Genomic DNA, 20,012 nt, shown 5'->3' with positions numbered 1-20,012 from the left:
CGCGCGATCAGTACTTTTCCAGCGAGCGCCCGACCACGCCGTTCACGTCCTTCTCCGGCGCGATGTCGGTCGAGTAATAGCCGGCAGCCTTTTTCGCGGCGATCTCGACATAGGCGTCGGCCGGGATCAGCTCCGGCGGGATCGGCACGCGCTCGACGATGTCGATGCCCTGCGAGGTCAGCGCGTCATGCTTCATGTCGCTCATCGACAGGAAACGGTCGATGCGCTTCAGGCCGAGCCAGTGGATCGTATCCGGCATCAATTGCTGGAAGCGCGCGTCCTGGACGCCGGCGACGCATTCGGTGCGCTCGAAATAGGCGGCCGCCGCGTCGCCGTCCTCCTGGCGCTTGCGCGCATTGTAGACCAGGAATTTGGTGACCTCGCCGAGCGCGCGGCCTTCCTTGCGGTTGTAGATGACGAGCCCGAGCCCGCCCTCCTGCGCGCCGCGCGCGGATTCCTCGATGCCGTGGATGAGATAGGGGCGGCAGGTGCAGATGTCGGAGCCGAACACGTCGGAGCCGTTGCACTCGTCATGCACGCGGCAGGTGATCTTGGTGCGGTGGTCCGGAAGTTTTGTCACATCGCCGAACATGTAGACGGTGGTGCCGCCGATCGGCGGCAGGAATACCTTCATGTCCGGCCGGGTGACCAACTCGGGGAACATGCCGGCGGTCTGCTCGAACAGCGTGCGCCGCAGCTCGGTCTCGCCGGTGCCGAAGCGCGTCGCAAGGCCCGGCAGGTACCAGACCGGATCGATCGCGATTTTCACCACCGACACGCTGCCATTGGCGTGCACGACCTCGCCGTCGGCGCGCAGCCGTTTTGCGGCGAGCGCCTCGCGGATCTCCGGCAGGTCGAGCCGCGCGCGCGTCACCGCGATGCTCGGCCTGATGTCGACGCCCTCGGCGATGTCCTTGCCGAAATTCTCCGCGACGAGATGCCCCCAGGGATCGAGCGCGACGATCTTGTCGGGATCGCGCCATTGCTCGAACGGCCCGATGGTCGCGGCCGGAAAGGTGTTGGTGAGGTCGGGCCGGCGGATCGGATCGAGCGCGCCGGCGGACACCGCGAGCGCCCGGTACATGGCGTAGGAGCCGCCATGGCTGCCGATCACGTTGCGATCCCCAGCGCGCGATACCGTGCCGATGATCGGCCCCCGGGTGCGTGCGTCGGCTGCGCCCCAGTGAATCGGAAACGCGGCCTTTTTGCCCGGCTCCGGATGGGAGGTCAGGCGGATGTGATCGGTACGGTTCGCGCGGCTCATGTCCAGGCTCCCAAAAAGCCGACGGCCCGCCGCTCGGACGGGCCTGGCTCACTTGCGTTGCCGGTGCCGAACACCGGCGACGCGAGCTCAATCCAACATATTGTAGCGGCTGGCGACGACAGACAAGTTAATGGTTCCCCGCCGGGCAGGCGACCCTGGCCAAATTCCCGTCACCGACGGGCAGGTCCGGCTCGCCTGGATGCCGCTCCTTCGCCCCGGCCGAACCTTGCTATTCGATCCGCGCGATAGGTCTAAGGATTTGAACTAGTTATATTTTTTATGTTTTCAAGAGGGCGGCGCGGCGGTTGCGCCACCGCGGTGCCGTGGACTGGACCAGACCCACATAATCGGACAAATCGTATAGATCGCCTCTCGCCTGGAGACTGCCATGCCCACCGCCAGCTACATCGACCCCCGTAACGGACGGCTCTATCCGCTGGACCAGCCGCGCTGGTGCTCGGACGAGCGGACGCCGCTGCTGGTGACGCCGGGACCAGGCATATCGCGCGCGGACATCGACGGCGCCACGCGCTCGCTCTGGCGCTACCGGGCGGCGCTGCCGGTCGAGATCAAGAAGCCGATCACGCTCGGCGAAGGCTGCACGCCGCTGGTCCAGCAGGACTGGGGCGATTTGCGTCCGTTCTTCAAGCTCGAATGGTTCAACCCGACCGGCAGCTTCAAGGATAGGGGCTCTTCGGTGATGCTGTCATTCCTGCGGCAAATCGGCGTCGACGCGATCCTGGAGGACTCCTCGGGCAATGGCGGCTCGTCGATGGCGGGATTAGGTGCCGCCGGCGGCACGCGCGTGAAGATCCTGGCGCCAGCCTCGACGTCGCCGGCCAAGATCGCGCAGGTGCGCGCCTATGGCGCCGCGGTTCAACTCGTCGAGGGGCCGCGCGAGGAGTCGGAGGCCGAGGCCATCCGCCAGTCGAGCCAGACCTTTTATGCCAGCCACAATTGGCAGCCGTTCTTCCTCGAAGGCACCAAGTCGCTCGCCTATGAAATCTGGGAAGACCTCGGTTTTCGCGCGCCCGACAATATCATCGTTCCCGTTGGCGCCGGCGGCAGCCTGCTCGGTTGCGCCTTCGGTTTCCGCGAGCTGTTGAAAGCCGGGCAGATCGCGAAGCTGCCGCGCCTGTTCGCGGCGCAGCCGCTAAACTGCTCGCCGATCGATGCAAGCTTCAAGGCGGGTGTCGACACGCCGGTCGCCCGCGAGGTGAACAAGACCGTCGCCGAAGGCACCGCCATCAAGAATCCGCTGCGCCTGCGCGAGATCATCGGGAGCTTGCGCGAGAGCGGCGGCGGCACCGTTGCGCTGACCGAGGACGAGATCGTCGCCGCGTTGCGGCGTCTTGCGCGGCAGGGATTGTTTGCCGAACCGACCAGCGCCAGCGCGGCTGCTGCATTGGAAAAACTCTCCGCGGCGGGATCTATCAAGGCGAACGAGACCACGGTTGTGGTCCTCACCGGCACGGGCCTGAAGGCTGCGGCCACGGTTGCTGATCTCGTGCAGTAGAGGCGGAGGAGGCGTTCCGCTTACCCTCCCCTGGAGGGGGAGGGTCGATCGCGCGTAGCGCGAGCGGGGTGGGGTGATCTCTCCACACGGGCAGCGCTTCGGTGGAGAGACTTTCACCCCACCCCGTCTCACGTCGCTGACGCGCCGCGAGCCGACCCTCCCCCTCCAGGGGAGGGTAAGACGCGCCTCACTCCTTCAAATCATTCACGCGCTTCACCCAGGCGCGCACATCGGCGAGCACCTGGGGCAGCACCGCCCTGACCTCCTGCACGGTCATGCCGGGTTTGATGCGGGGATCGTAGAGCAGGTTGAGGATGTACTGGTCGTAGACGTCGAAATAGCCCATCGACACATTGTCGTTGAACATGGTCCACGGCACGCTCGCGGTGTCGTTGATAGGGCCGAGCGATTGCAGCAGTTCCTCATAGGCGCAATCGAGGAAGGTGAAATCGCCGTTGTCGACGGTGAGGATGACGTCGGAATGCTCGATCTCGAAATTGTCGTTCTTGCGGAAGCCGGACAGGCATTGCGGATCGAGCGAGGTGCGGATCTCGCGCGCCTTCTCCGCGCCGTAGAAGCTGGAAATCGTCCGAAACAGGTCGCGGTCGCGAACCAGCTTCACCCGCACGTTCGCGGCTTCGCTGGTGTCGATCATGGCGATGTCGAGATGCTGCACGCGCCTGCCGATGTCGGCCACGACCTTGGCGAGCTGCGTCTTGCGGTCGGCGCGCTCGCTCTCGGCGTAGACGCGCACCGGCCCGTCGAATTTCCGGATGCGGTCGACGCGGCCGGCGAGGTGGTATTCGGCGCCGAACGCCGTCTTCAGAAAGCCTTCGACGATCTCGCCGTCGGTGAAGCTCTTCTTCTCGGCGCGCTGGCGCGAGGCGATCGCGGGCAATTCGCCCGCGACGGCGATGGTAGCGGTGTCAGGGGCGAACGCGAAAGTGGCGAGCGCCAGCAGGGCGATGCGAAAGCCTGACGAAGGCGGGGCCAATGCGCTCATTACGACCCGACGCTGCCGTATTCGGCAGCGACGCACAAGACCGCATATTCACGCGCCCTGCGGGTTCCCGCAGTTCGCCGACGGCTAGTTGTTGAGCACGACCACCTTGGTGCCGACCGAGACGCGGCTGTAGAGATCGCTGACGTCCTCGTTGGTCATGCGGAAGCAGCCCGAGGACACGGCCTGGCCGATCGTCTCCGGCTCGTTGGAGCCGTGGATGCGGTAGAGCGTCGAGCCCAGATACATCGCGCGCGCGCCGAGCGGATTCTCGATGCCGCCCTTCATGTGGCGCGGCAGGTCGGGCCGGCGGGCCAGCATCTGCGACGGCGGCGTCCAGTCCGGCCATTCCTTCTTGGCGGTGATCCTGTGCACTCCGCCCCAGCGGAAGCCGTCGCGGCCGACGCCGATGCCGTAGCGCAGCGCCTGGCCGTTCTGGAGCACCAGATACAGGCGGCGCTCGCTCGTGTTCACCACGATCGTGCCGGGGGCGTAATTGCCGTTGTACATGATGGTGGTGCGGGGGATCGGGCTAGAGCCGCCGCGGAAGAAGCTCGGGCCGAAGCCCATGATCTCGCGCGAGTCGAACCCCTCGGCGAATGCGCCGCCGGCGGTGGCCGACAGCAATGCGATGGCGGCAATCGGCGCGGCAAAAAATCGGATCATTGTTTCCCCCAGTAAAAAAATCGGATTCAACTGAAGTCACAGGCCATATTTGCGGGCATTTCGCAAGCCACGGGCCCGTGAGGGAGATCATCCTTAACGTCTGGCGTTGCCAAACCGGCAACCACGCTAATTTGCCTGAAAGCATTAGCCAAACAAGCGGATCGTCGCGCGGGGCAGGCCGGCGATGCCGGCTATTGCTTTGACGGAGGCGGCGAACAATGATTGATCGAGCGGACATTTGAATATTGCCGGTTGCAGGGAGCTTTGGGATGAACGGTGCGGAAAGCCTGGTGCGGACGATGGTCAAGGGTGGGGTGGATGTCTGCTTCACCAACCCAGGCACCTCCGAGATGCATTTTGTCGCGGCGCTCGACCGCGTGCCGGGCATGCGCTGCGTGCTCGGCCTGTTCGAAGGCGTGGTGACCGGCGCCGCTGACGGCTATTTCCGCATGAAGGGCACGCCGGCTTCGACGCTGCTCCATCTCGGCCCTGGCCTGGCCAATGGCCTGGCCAATCTGCACAACGCCAAGAAGGCGAATTCCGGCATCGTCAACATCGTCGGCCAGCATGCGGTCTACCACATCGACTACAACGCGCCGCTGACCTCCGACATCGAGGGCCTGGCCCGGCCGATGTCGTCCTGGGTCCGCACCTCGCCGGACTCCAAATCGGTTGCAGCTGACGGCGCCGCGGCGATCGCCGCCGCCAAGAGCGCACCGCCACAGATCGCGACCCTGATACTGCCCGCCGACACCGCCTGGAACGAGGCCGATGGCATCGCCGAGGTACCGGCCGAGCAGCAGCGCGCCAGCTATTCGCCGCAGGCGGTCGAGCGGGCCGCGAAGATCCTGCACGGCGATGGCGAGGGTACGCTGCTGCTGATGACCGGCAGCGCGCTGAGCGAACAGGGCCTGGCGCTGGCCGAGCGTATCGCCGGCAAGACCGGCTGCACGGTGATGGGCCCGACCTTCCGTCCCAAGATGGCGCGCGGCCGCGGCCGCTATTCGATCGACCGCATTCATTACGTGATCGAGAACGCGCTGCCGATGCTGGCGAAGTTCCGGCACATCGTGCTGATCGAGTCCGATGATCCGGTGGCGTTCTTCGCCTATCCGAACAAGCCGAGCATGCTCAAGCCCGAGGGCTGCGAGGTGCATCGCATGACCTCCTGGGGCGAGAATTCGGTCGCGGCGCTCGAAGCACTGGCCGGCGCGGTGAAGGCGAGCGCGAAGGACGTCAAGCCGCAGGCCCTGGCTGAGCTGGTGAAGCCGACCGGCGCGCTGACCTTCGCCTCGATCGCGCAGGCGATCGCATGCGCCATCCCCGAGAACGCGATCATGGTCGACGAATCCCTGACCACCGGCCGCGGCTTCTTCCCGCCGACGGCGGCGGCCGCTCCGCACGACTGGCTCCAGAACATGGGCGGCTCGATCGGCTTCTCCACGCCGCTTTCGATCGGCGCCGCGATCGCATGTCCGGACCGCAAGGTGATCACCATGGTCGGCGACGGCAGCGCGATGTACACGATCCAGTCGCTGTGGACGCAGGCCCGCGAGAACCTCAACATCGTCACCATCGTGTTCGCCAACCGCATCTACCAGATCCTGCGCGGCGAGTTCGACAATGTCGGCGCCGGCGAGCCCGGCCAGCGTGCCAACGACATGCTGCGCCTCGACCGTCCGACGCTGGACTTCGTCGCGCTGGCGAAGGGCATGGGCGTCCCCGGCCGCGCCGTCACCAATGCCGAAGAGTTCAACAAGGCTCTGGCCGAAGCCGTCGCCGAGCCCGGGCCGCGGCTGATCGAAGTCCAGATGTAGGGCACAGCACCAGGGAGCGCCGAGGGCCGGGGGGCAAGATGCAGACCGAGCTGAACAAGGTGATCGCGGCGCTCCGGGACTTCTACGCTCACGAAGGATTCTTGTTCGAGAAGGACGTCGGCGAGCGGGCGGTGACGCACCGCTTTGCCGTCTATCTGGAGCGGCAATTCTCGGGCTGGTCAGTCGATTGCAACTACGACCGCCTCGGCGAGCGCACGCTGCATCTGCCGCACGGCACGATCGTCTCCACCGACGATCATCTGGGAAAATCGATCTACCCCGATGTCGTCGTGCATCAGCGCGAGATCCCGAACAATCTGCTCGCCGTCGAGATCCGCAAGGCGAGCAATCACACCTCGCTCGAGCACGACCAGCACAAGCTGATGGCGCTGACCGACGCGCATGTGTGGTTCGCGTACTGGATCGGCGTGCTGCTGGTGCTGGACAGGCAGCATGTGACGATTTCGGAAGTCTATGTCAGCGGCCTGGTCGATCAGCCGCTGTCGCTATGGTTTGCGGCGCGGCTGGAGGAGAGCGGTCTCGGGGCCGCGCATTAGACCGTCTCCACAGCGTCATGGCCGGGCCTGTCCCGGCCATCCACGCCTTGTCACGCAGCACAAAGAACGGGTCTCATCTCATCAGGCCTCAGTGCAGCGGATCGCCCTGGCCGAGCGCATAGGCGACGAGGTCCTTCAGCGCGAAGCTGGAGCCGGTCACCGGCGTCCATTGCGGGTCGAGCGACAGCACGGAGGAATGGTCGCCGAACATCATGCCGAGGAAGACCTCGGCGACGATGCGACCGCCGACGGGGCCGAGCTGCGGCGTGTTGATTCCGGTCGCCGGCGCGCCGGTGGCCGGGATCGTCACCGCGGTCTGGAATTGCCGCGCCTCGGCAAGGATGTAGGTCCAGAGCGGGCAATTGCCGGCAAACACGCCGTTCGCGATGGTTGCGATCCCAGTTTGCGGATCGCCCGCGCCGGGTTCGTCGACGGCCTTGCCGACGATGATCTGATCATCCGTCAGCGGCGTCAGGTTCATCGCCTTGGCGACGGCCTGGCCTGAGGGCAGGCCGAGCCGCCAGCTGCGCTCGAGATTGCGCAGCGCCAGCGACGACGGATTGGATGCGACCTCCGGCGGCAGCTTGCGCAGCGGATCGACCAGCGAGGCGTCGATGCGATAGGCGAACTGCAGCCGCTTCTTGTTGTCGGGGTTGGTGTCGTCGTCCTCGACGCCGTAGGGACGCGTGTCCAGATCGATGAAGCGGCCCCAATCCATGGCGCGTCCCGGGCCCATGGCGCGGAAGCCGGTCAGCGCGTTTTTGTCGGGATTGTTGGGGTCGGGGAAGATCTGCAGCAGCATGTTGTCCGCATCGTTCAGCCGATAGCCGGGGCGGATCATGGAATGGCCGAGACGGTAGGCCGCAACCGAGAACTCGACCGGCATGAACGGGTAAGTCTTCCAGTGGTAGTGGGCGAGCTTGCTGCGGTCGTACTGGCCTGCGGTCCTCAGCTCGTCCAGCACGCTGGCGTGAACGATGCGCGGCAGGAAGTCGTTCAGCACGACGTATTGATAATGGAATCGGACGCGCTGCTGCACGTCCTCGAACGACAGGCTGTCGTTGTCGTCGACCATGCGGTTGTGAAAGCGCAGCATCAAGGCCTGGAACTGCGAGACGATGCTGTTCTCGTCGTTGCGGGGGTCGCCGATCAGGGCGCGGCCCTTGAAGCGCGGCAGGTCGCTGGCATCGGGTACGCCCGCGCCGGTCAGCTTCTCGCCGAGCCGGAACTTGATGCCGTCATACATGTAGGGCTGATCGTTCGGACCACGGCCGTAGAGATTGTCCAGATCGAGCGACGGCGTGCGGAAGTCGACGAGCCCGTCGGGATCCTGCTGCTTGGTCAGCGAGCTGACCGGATCGAAGGTGATGTCGTGGTCGATGAACTGGCCGAAATAGGTGTAGAGCGCGGGAATGCCGCTCTCCTCCGCGTCCGGCCCGTCCTTCGGACCATCGAAGTCGGCGACCATCTTGTCGGCCAGCGCCGAAAGGTTCGCGACATTGTCGGCGTCGTTCGGACCGAATTTCGCCGGCGTGAGCTTGCGGAACATGCGTCCGAAGCGGCCCTGGGAAAGCGGCGAACGCGTTGCGTTCAGACCGCGCGGAACAATGCTGTGGCGGCTGCTCATTGAAAACACCTCCCTGAAAAGTCACGACGTGCAACGAATAAAGCTAAAGTTGTTCGCAACAGAATATGCATGTCACGCTAGATCAGGCGATTGGGTGCCACAAGCGATCTGCTTCACACACTGCGCGACATCGATGTTGTTCCGGGAGGGAGCGTTACGAGCAAGCTGCGGCCGCGCTTTGCAAATTTTTCCCTGTGCGATGACGGATAACATTCTCGTCATCGGCGCGCACGAGCGGCTTCGCGCAAGTGAGTTCGCCGGACTGTCGGCGAAGCGGATCGTCTTCACGCAATAAGTGTGGCGGGTGCGCGTCATGCGCGCACGCCGCGACGTCGTCAGTAGGCACGCTGCTGCGAGAACGCGTAGCGCGGATTGATGCCACAAGAGGCCGACGTGCCGGAGGCGGTGGCGAGGCACTGCTGATAGCTCGCGAACTGGCAGTTGCCGGGATAGCCCCACATGCGTCCCTGCAGGCAATATCGATCGTTTGCAGGATGTGCCTGGGCGGCCGGGGATGCTACGGCGACCAGGGCGGCGAACGATGCGAGAGTGAGGATGATGCGACGCATTTCAATCTCCTTCGAGAGCGGGTGGACGGGTACGTCAGCGAGCTGGGCTCGTCTGAGGCATGTCATGCCTATCTTGGTGTCGGCGGAATGCCGTGCGTTCGCGACATGGCACATCATGACGCAGCCGGCGGCCAGCAATGTGATCTACGCCACAGTTCGCGGTGGGGGTCCGGGCCTATCGTGAGCAGACTTGCGCGCGTCGATCCCGGAGAACCAGGCTTGTCTCATTCGGATCAGGTATTTTGGGTTCTAATGCAAAGGTCATATTTGCTGGCTGCGACAGCAGCGCTGGCGCTTTTCATGCAAATACCGCTCGCGCTGGCCCAGAATGCGCCGGCCGCCGGTGGAACCGCAGCGCCTGCCGCGACAACCACTGCGCCGGCAGCGACGACGACAACGCCGGCCGCGACCAGCGACACCTCCAGCCAGCCGGCCGACTCCAAGAAGAGCGCATCGAAGAAGCCGGCGAAGAAGAAGATGACGCGGCAGCAGGAAATCGATCATTCGGTCGACAGCGGCACCGTGCCCGCGCGCTACCGCAACTCTGTGCCCAGGCAGTACCAGCGGTACATTCCGTTCGATAAGCGGTGATGGGTCTCACGGCGGGCGACGTGATCGGACGTCGGGCCGCCGGTGCCATCGTGTGACGGCCTTGGTGTGACGCCTTGTCGTAGCGCCTTAACCAAGCGGAATCCGGCCATACATCCCCAGTGGCGGTCCGCGAGAGCGGTGCTAGAGTAGGCCGAAGCCCGGGGGGAGAAATGAGCGACGACGTGAAGGATGCTGGCCTTGTGGCCATGATCAGCAGCATCCTGGGAGGCAACAAGCGCGCAGACAGCAGTGCTCCGCCGCCGCTCACCGAGGTTCCGCCGACAGCGCCGACGAACGGGTTCGACCTGATCGAGCCGTCCACCCCCGATCCTGCACCGGCCGAACCCGACGCTGCGCCCGATGCCGTGCCGGCTGCCGCGAAGCCGGTCGAGCGGCCGGCGAAAATCACGACGACGCCTGATGGCAAGAAGTTGCTTCCTGCCGAGGCGATTGCCGATCTGGTGCTTGGCGAGCTGCGCAAGCTGGAGAATTTTCCGGCGACCGGCGCCTCCGTCACGGTCTACGGTTACAAGCACTGGAATGCGATGATCACCTTCGCGCCGTTCTCGACCACGTTCCAGAACGCGACGCGGTTCCGCCAGGCCGTACCGGACCTGGTCTTCAAGCTGCGCCGTTTCGTCGAACTTGAGATATAGTCCGGGACAATCACCGGCTGCTGTTCGGCGCGATTCCCCGTTGTGGGGCGAGGCGCGAGCGGGTGTCCGAAACAGTTCGACAGGATTCTGAATTGAGCGTCGCCTTTACCAAGGAAGAAAGCGCCGAAACTGCGTCCGAGACGCTGCTGCCGGATCGCCCGATCTCGCCGCATCCAAACCTCGTGACGGAAGCCGGCTTGCAGGCGCTGCAGGCGCAGCTTCGCGAGGCGCGCGAGGCCTATGAAGCCGCGCAAGCCATCGAGGATGTCAACGAAAAGCGCCGACAGTCGGCGGTGCCCTTGCGCGACGCTCGTTATCTGACCGAACGGCTGCGCACGGCGCAGGTCATTCCCGATCCGGCGTCGACCGATGTCGTCGCCTTCGGCAGCACCGTGACCTTCAGCCGCACCGACGGCCGCGTGCAGACCTATCGCATCGTCGGCGAGGACGAAGCGGATCCAAAGGCCGGAACGATCTCGTTCGTGGCGCCGGTCGCGAAGTCGCTGATCGGGAAGGCGGTCGGCGATGTCGTGGGTTCAGGCGCGCAAGAGATCGAGATTCTGTCGATCGCGTAGCGACGCGATCCGAGGCCAGAATGATGCGCGCGTAAGGATCGAACTCCGACGGCTCTGGCTTCGGATTGGTTTCGCCAACTTCGAGGCGCCGCTGGGTCAGTTGCGCTGCCGCGATTCACTTCGCTGTTCAAAAGCCGCGAACGTCATATAGTGAGGGGGTATCAAGACCAATTCATTGCGTATCAGGCAAAGGGAGGGATCCATGCGGAAGTCCCTGTTCCTCGTCATCGTAGCCGGTTTCGGCCTATCAGGACCACAGGCACTGGTCGCGCAAGACGATGTAGATCAGCAGCTCGGCAGCGTTCATTTCCAGACCTCTTGCAACGATGTGGCCCAGCGTCGTTTCGATCGCGGGATGCGCTATCAGCATTCCTACTGGTACGCCAACGCCAAGGAGATCTTCGAAGAAGCCATCAAGGCTGACCCGACATGCAGCATGGCCTATTGGGGCATTGCGCTCACCTACATGGACAATCCGCACAATGCGATTCCAAAGCCGAACCTCGCGCCAGGCCTCGCCGCGATCATGAAGGCCAAGGAGATCGGCGCCGCGACCGAGCGCGAACGCGACTACATCGATGCGCTGATGGTGATGTATGCCGACTACGACAAGATTCCTCACGTCCAGCGGATGCGCATGCTGCGTGACGCGCAGGCGCGCGTCGCGGCAAAATATCCAGACGACGACGAAGCCCAGATCGCCTACGCCATTACGCTCAATACCTCGGCGGATCTGAACGACAAGACCTATGCGCAGCAAATTAAAGGCGCGGCGATTCTCGAGCCGATCTCCAGGCGGCTGCCGATGCATCCGGGCGTGACGCATTATCTGATCCATCTCTACGACTACCCGGCGCTGGCGCAGAAAGGGCTCGATGCCGCCAATCGTTACGCCAAGATCGCACCGGCCGCGCCGCACGCCCAGCACATGCCCTCCCACATCTACACGCGCGTCGGCTATTGGAAGGAATCGATCGACTCCAACACCGCTTCCGTGAAAGCCGCGATGGCCGAAAAGTCGGTCGGCAACTACCTGCATGCGCAGGACTACATGGTCTATGCTTACCTGCAGCTCGGCCAGGACAAGCAGGCGCGTGCCGTCATCGACGACATGATCAAGGAGACCGACTTCAAGGCGACGGTCGCGGCGGCAGACTACGCGCTGGCGGCTTCGCCGGCGCGTTATGCGATCGACCGTGGCGATTGGGAGGGGGCCTCGCAGCTGCCGGTCAGGCCGAGCAACCTCAACTTTGCGATGGCGGTAACGCATTTCGCCCGGGCCCTCGGCGCGGCGCGCTCCGGCAAACCGGAGGCCGCCAAGGCCGACATCCAGAAGCTGGCAGAATTGCGCGACAAGCTGCAGGACGCCAAGGACAGTTATTGGTCCGGAATCGTCGACATCCAGCGTCAGGTCGCCGTCGCCTGGGTGCTTTACGCCGAGGGCAAGTATGACGAGGCGCTCAATGCGATGAGTGCCGCGGCGGATGCCGAGGACAAGACGGAAAAGCACGTGATCACGCCCGGACCGCTGGCGCCGGCACGCGAACTTTACGGCTTCATGCTGCTCGATCGCGGCATGGCCAAGGAGGCGCTTGCTGCATTCGAGGCAACCAAGGCGAAGGAGCCGAACCGCTTGCACGCGTTCGCGGGAGCGGCCAAGGCGGCCGAAGCCCTTGGTGACAGGGAAGCGGCACGACAGAACTGTCAGCAGCTCGTAACGCTGACGGCCAGTGCCGATTCGGAACGCCCCGAGGTCGCGGCGGCGAAGCAATATCTCGCCAGCAACTGACCCGGAACGAGAACGGTGAAATGATGAGAAGGGCAGCCGCCATCGCCGTCGCAGCAATCTCGCTGGGAAGCGCGCTGGCGGCATCGCTCTTGTGGCTCCATGTGCCACGGCATGCCGCCGCGAATTCCGCCACGCCGGTGTGGCAGGAGGTGACGTGGCCCTTCTCGATCGACCAATGGGGCAAGGGAAAGGCGTTCCGCTGCAGGGCTTCCGACTGCGGTGTCGAGGTGACGCTGTACCTGCGTGCCAAGATAGGTTTTTGCAATTGCACGACGGGCGTCGCCGATGACGAGGATCTCGATCGCATGGGCGATACCGTTCTCCTGGGCGAAGTCTCTCCACGCGGTTCCGGCCATCCCATCAGGATTGCGTCGATGAACGGTCGCAGCCGCGCCTACACGCTCAACTCACGTGGCGCTCCCGGCAAAACGCTGGTGTCGGTCGTCTACAACGAGCGTTGCGACATGATCGCAGCGACCGCTGTCATTGGCCACGATCGGCCGGAGACCATCGAGCCCCGCGTGATCGAGTTTCTGGGCGGCAGCACCGCGATGCACTGGGCTGAGGTCACACTAGGTCTGTGATCGACTGCGTCTTCCCGATCAGCGAGCATTTTCAATGCGGCGAATGGCCCGCGCAGCTGGGGCGAGGATTGCTATCGACAGGGGCAATCTCATTCGCCTAAACATGAGCCATGCGTTTCCGTCGTCTTGTCCCGATATCGAAGGTCTCCGCCCTGTCCGCGAAACAAAGCGCGGCGGCTGGATGAGACGGTTTTTGTCGGGGGCGTTGCCGTTCTACGCGCTGGCCGGATTGGCCATGTGCATGTACCTCGTCCTGTACAAGACGAACCTGTTCGACTTGAACGCCATCGTCCAGGATGCGACCGGTTCGGCATGGTTTCCGGTCTTCATGTTCGCTTGCGTGCTCCTGGAGTCGGTCTTTCCGTATTTCGGCTATTTTCCCGGAACCGCCCTCATCCTGATGTCCGTGGCGCTCAATCCGAAGCCTGCGGATGTCTCCGTTTTCATCGTGGCGTGGGCGGCCATCATCGTGGGCGCCGTTCTGAGTTACGGACAGGCTCGCTTTTTCAGACCGATGTTGCAACGGGTTGCCTCAAAAGCGGCACTGGGCCGATGTGAGTCCCTTCTCGACTCCTATGGTCCGTACGCGCGCGTTGCCTTGTTCGTTCATCCCAACGCTTGCGCGATGTATTTCACGGCACTCGGACTTCTCGGCCGGAACCTGACGCGAGAGCTCGCTTATCTCAGTGTGGGTGCAGCAGCCTCCGTGGGCATTCTGTTCGTCGTCGTGACCAGGCTGGTGTCGTCCGCAGGCGCCACCGATGATGGGGAATTGCAGGTGCTGCTGGCGGCAGGCCTGGTCGCCATCGGAACCCTCGTCGGTCTCTACGCGGCCTTGCGGCCGGATCGGGCTGCTTGAAGCTTGATCCGGAAGAGCGCGAAGCGGTTTTCCGACCAGAGAGCCCGCTTTGAGCTTGGTCGGTCATGATCCATGTGCGGAAGCACCCAAGTCAGAGCCTAAACCAAGGCAGGGTGAGATAGACGCAAGCGATCATCGAGAGGATGGGAATTACCCACACCCATCCCGACCAGAAGTTTCGCACTGAACGTCCGGGTAACGACGCAGCAACGAGGGCGACGATCAGTGCCCCGAGCGCGGCCGTCGCGGCCCACCCGTACCAGTACATCGCTGGAGCTAGAAATCCCATCGCAGGGTCAGCAACGTCTCGCGAATGATGCGTGCCCGCCAGCACGATGCCGAGCGACGGGAAAACGGTGAAAAGAGCAAGGTCCTTTGCGAGTGCAACCACGTAGAGGAAGCCAAATGTCGTCCCGAACGCGAATGCAAAGCGGCGGAACGCAGCCGATAACGTCATGCGCCGAAACCCCTGATGTTGTTTACGACGTGGCCAGTTAGGAAGCCCCACCAGATGACAAAGGCGAGGATCGAGGTGAGCATCGTGCGCGTCTGAGCAGGCTCGTCGGCACGCGGCCGTCGCCAGCAAACCCAGTAGGCTGGTAGCAACGCAAAACCGATAGCGGCGAAGTGCTCCTTGAGGTCGAAGAAGCCCAGGGCTGGCCAATGACCGGCGCGCTCTAACTCTGGCCTGATGTCGACGCGAAAATACAGATAGATGATCCCACCGAGCAGGATGGAGATGGCATACAAGACGACGACGGCGTCGGCGAACCGGGCCGATGGCACGGAGCGAAAGCGGCCGAAAAACGAACTGGGGCGCGTTCCCACAGTCGCCCACGTCGCCAAGGTCTGGTGCGTAATCGCGCCAAGCAGTGCAACGGCGACCAAGCCGTGAATAATCAGGAGTACTGTCGCCAGAACCTCACTCCCGGCCTATTGCCCGCTTGCTGTCACGTGAAGAGTTCCTCAGTCCCGAATGGCTCCGCCGACCACGGCCGGAAGCGATTGAGGGTGAACTTAGTCTTCTGGCCGGGTTCAACGTCCACCAGCACGTAGTTGTACTCCTCTTGCGGAGGCTGGCCCTTCCAGTAAAGGTCCCGCGGATAGTCGGCGGGCACCTTGATGCTGGTTCGCCCCGGCAGGATTGGGTCTTGTTCTGCGCCCCCACCGCCCAACATCAGATACTTTACCCCATCTACATCGTAGATTTCCGTGGTGTGGACGTGCCCGTTCAACACGATCACCTCCATGTCCTTGGCATACGACGCAATCACCTTGTGCGGGTTATCGGGAGCCGGGATCGGGCCTAAGCCTGACCGCGCAAACACGGGATAGTGGAAGACGATAAACGCCTTCCGAATGCCGTTGGCCTTCGCCTCGTCCATCCACTTTTGAAGCTGGGTCATCTGCTCGGCATATTTTGGCCGATCAGCGTCCCACAGCGACGGCGAACGGTAATCGTACTTGCCACTCCAGAGATAGATGAAGCGGGTGCCCTTGAAGTCGAATTTGTAGATGAGGTTTTCCGGCGTGACGCCGAATTTTTTCAGATACGGCACAGCCGAAAGTACGCCCTCAATCTTTGGGTCGGCCCACACCTCATGATTACCCACACTCATGAAAAAGCGCCCATCCAGACCGGCCGCGCGCATCTCGTCATCCGGCGCGGGTAGCTTCTTCAACATTGTTTCGTTCACGCGCTTCCAGTATGGGCTGTCACTCACGGTCAAGCCCTGATTGCCCCACCACACAGCGTCACCGCTATTGACCACGAATTTGGCGCGACCGGATTGAACGTCCTTGACAATTTCGCGCGTCACCCATTCGCCGCCCTGAAGCCGGAACATGGTTCGATGCACTCCGGGAAGCAGTTTCACGTCTTCAACGGATGCCTCAGTGACCCAACCCTTATCTACCGTCAGGGTCATCACTTCCGTCTTGGATGCGAACGGCATGACGACCTTGACCAGGTCCTTTGTGACCGGATCGAAGATCATCTTCACATCCTTCGCTACGACGGCCTCGGCGACCTTTTCCGGCATGACCAATCCGAACATCTCGACGAAGAACTTGCTGAGGTCCGGTTGTCCCTCTTTCAACGGGAGGTACATCATCGGTCGGGTATCGCCGACCGCAGCGAATGAAAAACCGGCTGCGGGAAGCGGTGCTTGCGCGGGCGTTGTTTGTGTCTGGGCACCGGCAACGAGTGGCACGGAGAATGCGGGCACTGCTGCGAGTGCGCCTAGAACCAGGCGACGACTGGGCTCGTTAGGCCAAGAGGATTGCATGATGATCACCCCTGATCGAGGAGAGGGAATGAGCCGCCGCATAGGGCGCGCAAACAGCCCGATTTGCCGGCCGTTTCCCGTAGACCTTCAGCGGTGGGTGAGCTTGATATAGATCAACGTCCTCATCTGCCGTAGCAGCGAGCACGTAGAGCGGCGGCTGGCAGCTATTCTGGCCGCGGACGTTTGCGGGCATCGCAGGTGTGCAGAAATACAGCGGCAGGGACGTGGCGAACCCACACAGGTGGCGAGCATGATGTCGATGAAATTGCCGCTGTGGCTTCGCTTTTTCCTGCTCGTCGGCGTCGTCGCCTTTGCGGCAGGCGCGGGTCTCCTTGCCTATCGGTACTACAGCCGCCCGGTAACGCTGACTGTGGCGGTCGGTTCGGTCGACGGCGAGGCGGCCAAGGCAATGTCAGCGATGGCAGGCGAGTTCGTTTCAGCGAACGCGCCGGTCCGGCTCAAGGTCATCGACAGCGGCACCGCGCTTGAGGCCGCTGCCGCTTTCTCCGCGGGCAAGGTCGATCTCGCTGTGGTTCGCGGCGATGTTGGCGACTTGTCGCAGGCGCAAGCCGTCGTCGTCGTCAGCCATATGGTCGTACTGATCATCGCGCCGCCGGGATCGTCCATCGACAGCATTGCCAACCTGAAGGGACGCACGGTCGGCGTGGTCGGCGGAGCAGTGAACGCCAAAATTGTCGATGTGTTGACCAAGGGATACGATCTGGCGGGCGCAAAAGTTGTCTTCAAGAACCTTGCTTTGACGGATGTCCGGCAAGCCATTCAGTCAAAGCAAGTCAGCGCCCTGCTTGTCGTGATCCCGCTCGCCGAAAAATACCTCTCGCTCGTTCGCGGATTTTTTCAGCTTGACCGTAAAAAGACCCCGGTACTGATCCCAATCGAGTCCGCGGGGGCAATTGCAGAGAATGAGCGCGCTTTTGAAAGCTTCGACGTCCCGAAGGGCACACTGCGGGGATCGCCGCCGGTCCCGGAAGATGACCTGACGACTCTGAGGACCTCGCTATATCTGGTTGCGCAAAAGAAGCTTGGCACTGATCTGGTAACCGACCTCACGGAGGCGATCATGAGCGCGCGCAGGAATCTTCTGCGTGAGCAGCCGATTTTCGCGCAGATCACCGCGCCCAGCACCGACCAGGATGCCTACCTTCCGCTGCACCCTGGCGCCGCAGCCGTCTACAACAGCACCACGCAAAGCTTCATGGATGAGTACGGCAACTGGATCTATTTGACGCCGATGGTACTGGGTGGCGCTGCCACCATGCTTGCGGCGGCGTGGAAATTCCTGGGCCTCGGCAGCCGCGCAGCCGAAGGCCCGCTCGATTCTCTCTACGCCCTGGCGCGCCGGATTCGGAAAGTCGATACAGAGGCTGAACTTTCGGATATCGAAGACGAAATCGACCGCATTCTAAAGGCGGAGCTCGCCAAATCCGCTGCTGGAGACGAGAGCGCGGTGGATGATGCCACATTGAACGTGGCAGCCCACCGGCTGGAGAGCTTGATTCACGACCGACGCACATTGATCGCCAAGGGACCCGCAGTTGCCTCCGCGGCGAAGGCGACACAGCGCTAAGTCACGACACGCCTCGCAACACAGTGGTGAATCATGAATGCAATCGCGCTATCGTGCATCACGTTTCTATGCATCTCAGGCGGTGCCCTGCTCGGTATGTTCCTTCCTGGGCATCACTTGAGCACGGATGACAAGGATGTGGTCAGGCTGGGCACGGGCCTCATCGGGACGATAGCCGCGCTTGTCCTCGGTCTGCTGATCGCCTCGGCGAAGGGCTCCTACGACACGCAGAGCACTCAAGTCACGCAGATGACGAGTAATGTTGTCCTGCTCGACAATCTGCTGGCGCAGTACGGACCGGAGGCGAATGACGAACGCAATCTGTTGCGGCGCGCCATCGTTGTTTTAGCCGATCGAATGTGGCGCGAGAAAAGTTCCGAGGTTGCCAAGGCGAACCCCTTCGAGGCCAGCGCCGTAAGCGAAGCATTCTTTGCGAAGCTTCAGGAGCTTTCGCCGCAGAACGATTCCCAGCGCTCCCTGCAAGCCAGGGCCATACAGATCGCCACCGACATTGCGCAAACCCGCCTGTTGCTGTTCGCACAGACGAACAACTCGATCCCTATGCCGTTCCTGGTGGTGCTGATTTTCTGGCTCACCATCATCTTTGGAAGCTTCGGCCTGTTTGCCAAGCCCAGCGCAACCGTTTTCGGCTCGCTGTTCGTTTTTGCACTGTCGGCCGCCGGGGCGATCTACCTGGTCCTGGAGCTGGGTCAGCCATTTGCGGGTTTGATGCAGATTTCCAGCGCGCCACTGCGCAGCGCCCTCACGCCGCTCGGTCCCTAACGTTCGCATGATCGAGGTTGCCGGCCAGAGCGAGCCCCGACTGCTATCGTGGTCGTCGCGACCTGCTGCAGCGGTTTTTCGAGTTGATCAAGATGCCCATTGTGCTGCGATGTCCGAATCTGGCCCATGTCGGTCGGCTGCCTGATTCTGCTTGCGAGGGCAAAGCGGACATTTGGGAAATTAGCGAGGTCGGCTAAGGGCCACAAGCAGACTCCGGCGTCTGGTCGATCACTTCGAAACAGTCGTCATATGGACAGGCCGGTAATCCGCACCGGACGATGCGTCGAGTGCGACAAGGCGCCTAGACGTTGATCTCGGCCGCTGCCCGCACAATCGCTGCTACGGTTGCCTTGGCTGCCGGCGACGAGGTTCTCCCTCGCAAACACACGATGCCCGTGCTTGACGGCGGCGACTGCCAGCCATGTACGACAAGCCGGACAAGCGCGCCGGATTCCAGCTCCCCCCGTACCGCCGCGTTCGTCGCACCCAGAACAGTATCCGTGGTGAGCGCGACCGTCTTGAGCAGGCCGTAGTTGTCGCACTCGAGCGCAATGGCGGCCTCCTGGCCCGCAGGCAGGCCCAGCAGGGCGGCGAGCTCCACCTTTGAGGGGCTCAGCAACTTCGGTGCGGCGAGACCGTACGCCCAGACGTCCTGCAGCATGTGCTCGCGCCCGGCCAGCGGATGTCCTGCCCGCACATACAGGCCGGCCTGCTGCCCCCCGATCAACTGGATGTCCAGCGCGGCATCCCCAGGCATGTCACGGACATCGGCGGCAAAGAACTCGATGCTTTCGGTACGCAAGCTCTCCAGCAACTGCGCCCAGTTGCCGACCTCCATGCGCAGCGCCACCTGCGGGTGCTGGCGGCGCAACGCCACAAGCGCGCGTGGCATCAGGGTGGCCGTTAGCAGCGGCCCGACGCCGAAGGCCGTGTCGCCGAGCTGGCTGTCGCGGTAAAGATCCACGTCGCGCTGCAGGCAACGCGCCTCGAACAGCAGCTTGCGCGCCCGCTCAATGACGAATTCCCCGGCACGGGTGGGGCGGACATCACCAACGTCGCGGTCGAACAGGCGGATACCCAGGTCGTTCTCGATGGCCTGGATGCTGCGGCTGAAGGCCGGCTGGCTCAGGTGGGCGGCTGCGGCGGCGCGGGCGAAGTGCAGAGTGTCGGCAAGGGCGACAACGTGATTCAGGCGGCGCAGATTCACGGCATTGCTCTCCATGCATCAAGACGATGAATATTATGCATTGGACGCAATATGGCGACACCCCTTAGACCGTTCC

Annotated in this window: 20 protein-coding genes; 11 read left to right on the top strand and 9 right to left on the bottom strand. The window is 63.1% G+C overall.

Features of this window, described 5'->3' with window-relative positions; translation table 11 throughout:
* Positions 1 to 7: 7 nt before the first annotated feature.
* The gene (locus tag AB7290_RS36120; protein WP_028159520.1) at positions 8 to 1,264 is read right to left on the bottom strand and encodes a GTP cyclohydrolase II; all 1,257 of its coding nucleotides are present in this window, start codon (positions 1,262 to 1,264) and stop codon (positions 8 to 10) included.
* 388 nt (positions 1,265 to 1,652) lie between these two features.
* Here AB7290_RS36120 and AB7290_RS36115 point away from each other — a divergent pair, with 388 nt between their 5' ends.
* Entirely contained in the window at positions 1,653 to 2,780 is a 1,128-nt protein-coding gene (locus AB7290_RS36115) for a threonine synthase (protein WP_441254243.1), read from the top strand.
* A 187-nt stretch (positions 2,781 to 2,967) separates the two neighbouring features.
* Here the strand turns inward: AB7290_RS36115 and AB7290_RS36110 are convergent, their stop codons facing one another.
* Together AB7290_RS36110 and AB7290_RS36105 are read right to left on the bottom strand one after the other, a co-directional pair.
* Positions 2,968 to 3,783: a DUF2927 domain-containing protein gene (locus AB7290_RS36110; RefSeq protein ID WP_085398749.1), complete on the bottom strand. Its 816-nt coding sequence runs from the start codon at positions 3,781 to 3,783 to the stop codon at positions 2,968 to 2,970.
* A gap of 84 nt (positions 3,784 to 3,867) precedes the next feature.
* The gene (locus AB7290_RS36105; RefSeq protein WP_063985416.1) at positions 3,868 to 4,446 is read right to left on the bottom strand and encodes a L,D-transpeptidase; all 579 of its coding nucleotides are present in this window, start codon (positions 4,444 to 4,446) and stop codon (positions 3,868 to 3,870) included.
* Between the two features lie 269 nt (positions 4,447 to 4,715).
* Here AB7290_RS36105 and AB7290_RS36100 point away from each other — a divergent pair, with 269 nt between their 5' ends.
* Both AB7290_RS36100 and AB7290_RS36095 read left to right on the top strand, forming a co-directional pair.
* Positions 4,716 to 6,263, top strand: coding sequence for an acetolactate synthase large subunit (locus AB7290_RS36100; RefSeq protein WP_085398748.1), 1,548 nt, complete (start codon positions 4,716 to 4,718; stop codon positions 6,261 to 6,263).
* Positions 6,264 to 6,301: 38 nt separating this feature from the next.
* The gene (locus AB7290_RS36095) at positions 6,302 to 6,820 is read left to right on the top strand and encodes a hypothetical protein (RefSeq protein WP_085398747.1); all 519 of its coding nucleotides are present in this window, start codon (positions 6,302 to 6,304) and stop codon (positions 6,818 to 6,820) included.
* An 88-nt stretch (positions 6,821 to 6,908) separates the two neighbouring features.
* Here AB7290_RS36095 and AB7290_RS36090 read toward each other — a convergent pair whose 3' ends face one another.
* Together AB7290_RS36090 and AB7290_RS36085 are read right to left on the bottom strand one after the other, a co-directional pair.
* Complete coding sequence (locus AB7290_RS36090) at positions 6,909 to 8,447, bottom strand: peroxidase family protein (protein ID WP_085398746.1); 1,539 nt, start codon at positions 8,445 to 8,447, stop codon at positions 6,909 to 6,911.
* Between the two features lie 335 nt (positions 8,448 to 8,782).
* Entirely contained in the window at positions 8,783 to 9,016 is a 234-nt protein-coding gene (locus AB7290_RS36085) for a DUF3551 domain-containing protein (protein WP_085398745.1), read from the bottom strand.
* A gap of 252 nt (positions 9,017 to 9,268) precedes the next feature.
* Between AB7290_RS36085 and AB7290_RS36080 the strand changes: the two genes are divergently transcribed.
* The 6 genes from AB7290_RS36080 to AB7290_RS36055 all read left to right on the top strand — a co-directional run bounded on the left by AB7290_RS36080 (position 9,269) and on the right by AB7290_RS36055 (position 14,070).
* Positions 9,269 to 9,607: a hypothetical protein gene (locus AB7290_RS36080; RefSeq protein WP_085398744.1), complete on the top strand. Its 339-nt coding sequence runs from the start codon at positions 9,269 to 9,271 to the stop codon at positions 9,605 to 9,607.
* A gap of 170 nt (positions 9,608 to 9,777) precedes the next feature.
* On the top strand, positions 9,778 to 10,263 hold the full coding sequence (locus AB7290_RS36075) for a hypothetical protein (protein ID WP_071909689.1): 486 nt from the start codon (positions 9,778 to 9,780) through the stop codon (positions 10,261 to 10,263).
* Positions 10,264 to 10,355: 92 nt separating this feature from the next.
* Positions 10,356 to 10,838: a transcription elongation factor GreA gene (greA, locus tag AB7290_RS36070; protein ID WP_085398743.1), complete on the top strand. Its 483-nt coding sequence runs from the start codon at positions 10,356 to 10,358 to the stop codon at positions 10,836 to 10,838.
* A gap of 202 nt (positions 10,839 to 11,040) precedes the next feature.
* Complete coding sequence (locus AB7290_RS36065; RefSeq protein ID WP_085398742.1) at positions 11,041 to 12,627, top strand: tetratricopeptide repeat protein; 1,587 nt, start codon at positions 11,041 to 11,043, stop codon at positions 12,625 to 12,627.
* A gap of 20 nt (positions 12,628 to 12,647) precedes the next feature.
* Complete coding sequence (locus AB7290_RS36060) at positions 12,648 to 13,211, top strand: hypothetical protein (protein WP_085398741.1); 564 nt, start codon at positions 12,648 to 12,650, stop codon at positions 13,209 to 13,211.
* Positions 13,212 to 13,392: 181 nt separating this feature from the next.
* Entirely contained in the window at positions 13,393 to 14,070 is a 678-nt protein-coding gene (locus AB7290_RS36055) for a hypothetical protein (protein WP_085398754.1), read from the top strand.
* Between the two features lie 91 nt (positions 14,071 to 14,161).
* On the opposite strand, the gene AB7290_RS36050 is transcribed toward AB7290_RS36055, so the two are convergent.
* From AB7290_RS36050 to AB7290_RS36040, 3 genes are all read right to left on the bottom strand, one after another.
* A complete protein-coding gene (locus AB7290_RS36050) occupies positions 14,162 to 14,527 on the bottom strand; it encodes a hypothetical protein (RefSeq protein WP_028151240.1) in 366 nt (121 codons plus the stop codon).
* Complete coding sequence (locus AB7290_RS36045; protein WP_085398740.1) at positions 14,524 to 14,958, bottom strand: hypothetical protein; 435 nt, start codon at positions 14,956 to 14,958, stop codon at positions 14,524 to 14,526. Before AB7290_RS36045 ends, AB7290_RS36050 begins: the two co-directional genes overlap by 4 nt.
* 62 nt (positions 14,959 to 15,020) lie before the next feature.
* Complete coding sequence (locus tag AB7290_RS36040; protein WP_354114669.1) at positions 15,021 to 16,358, bottom strand: metallophosphoesterase family protein; 1,338 nt, start codon at positions 16,356 to 16,358, stop codon at positions 15,021 to 15,023.
* A gap of 250 nt (positions 16,359 to 16,608) precedes the next feature.
* Between AB7290_RS36040 and AB7290_RS36035 the strand changes: the two genes are divergently transcribed.
* The gene (locus tag AB7290_RS36035; RefSeq protein WP_085398739.1) at positions 16,609 to 17,946 is read left to right on the top strand and encodes a TAXI family TRAP transporter solute-binding subunit; all 1,338 of its coding nucleotides are present in this window, start codon (positions 16,609 to 16,611) and stop codon (positions 17,944 to 17,946) included.
* Between the two features lie 33 nt (positions 17,947 to 17,979).
* Positions 17,980 to 18,729 (top strand): bestrophin-like domain, encoded by a 750-nt coding sequence (locus AB7290_RS36030; protein WP_085398738.1) that lies wholly within the window; start codon positions 17,980 to 17,982, stop codon positions 18,727 to 18,729.
* A 301-nt stretch (positions 18,730 to 19,030) separates the two neighbouring features.
* Here the strand turns inward: AB7290_RS36030 and AB7290_RS36025 are convergent, their stop codons facing one another.
* Positions 19,031 to 19,936 carry a LysR family transcriptional regulator gene (locus AB7290_RS36025; RefSeq protein ID WP_085398752.1) on the bottom strand — a complete coding sequence of 302 codons (906 nt, stop codon included), beginning with the start codon at positions 19,934 to 19,936 and terminating at the stop codon, positions 19,031 to 19,033.
* Positions 19,937 to 20,012: the final 76 nt, after the last annotated feature.

The organism is Bradyrhizobium sp. 613_E4_N2_2, assembly GCF_052075995.1.
Lineage (GTDB): Bacteria > Pseudomonadota > Alphaproteobacteria > Rhizobiales > Xanthobacteraceae > Bradyrhizobium > Bradyrhizobium barranii.
The sequence above is the reverse complement of the archived record's forward strand: the minus strand, read 5'-3'. Positions and strand labels throughout refer to the sequence as shown.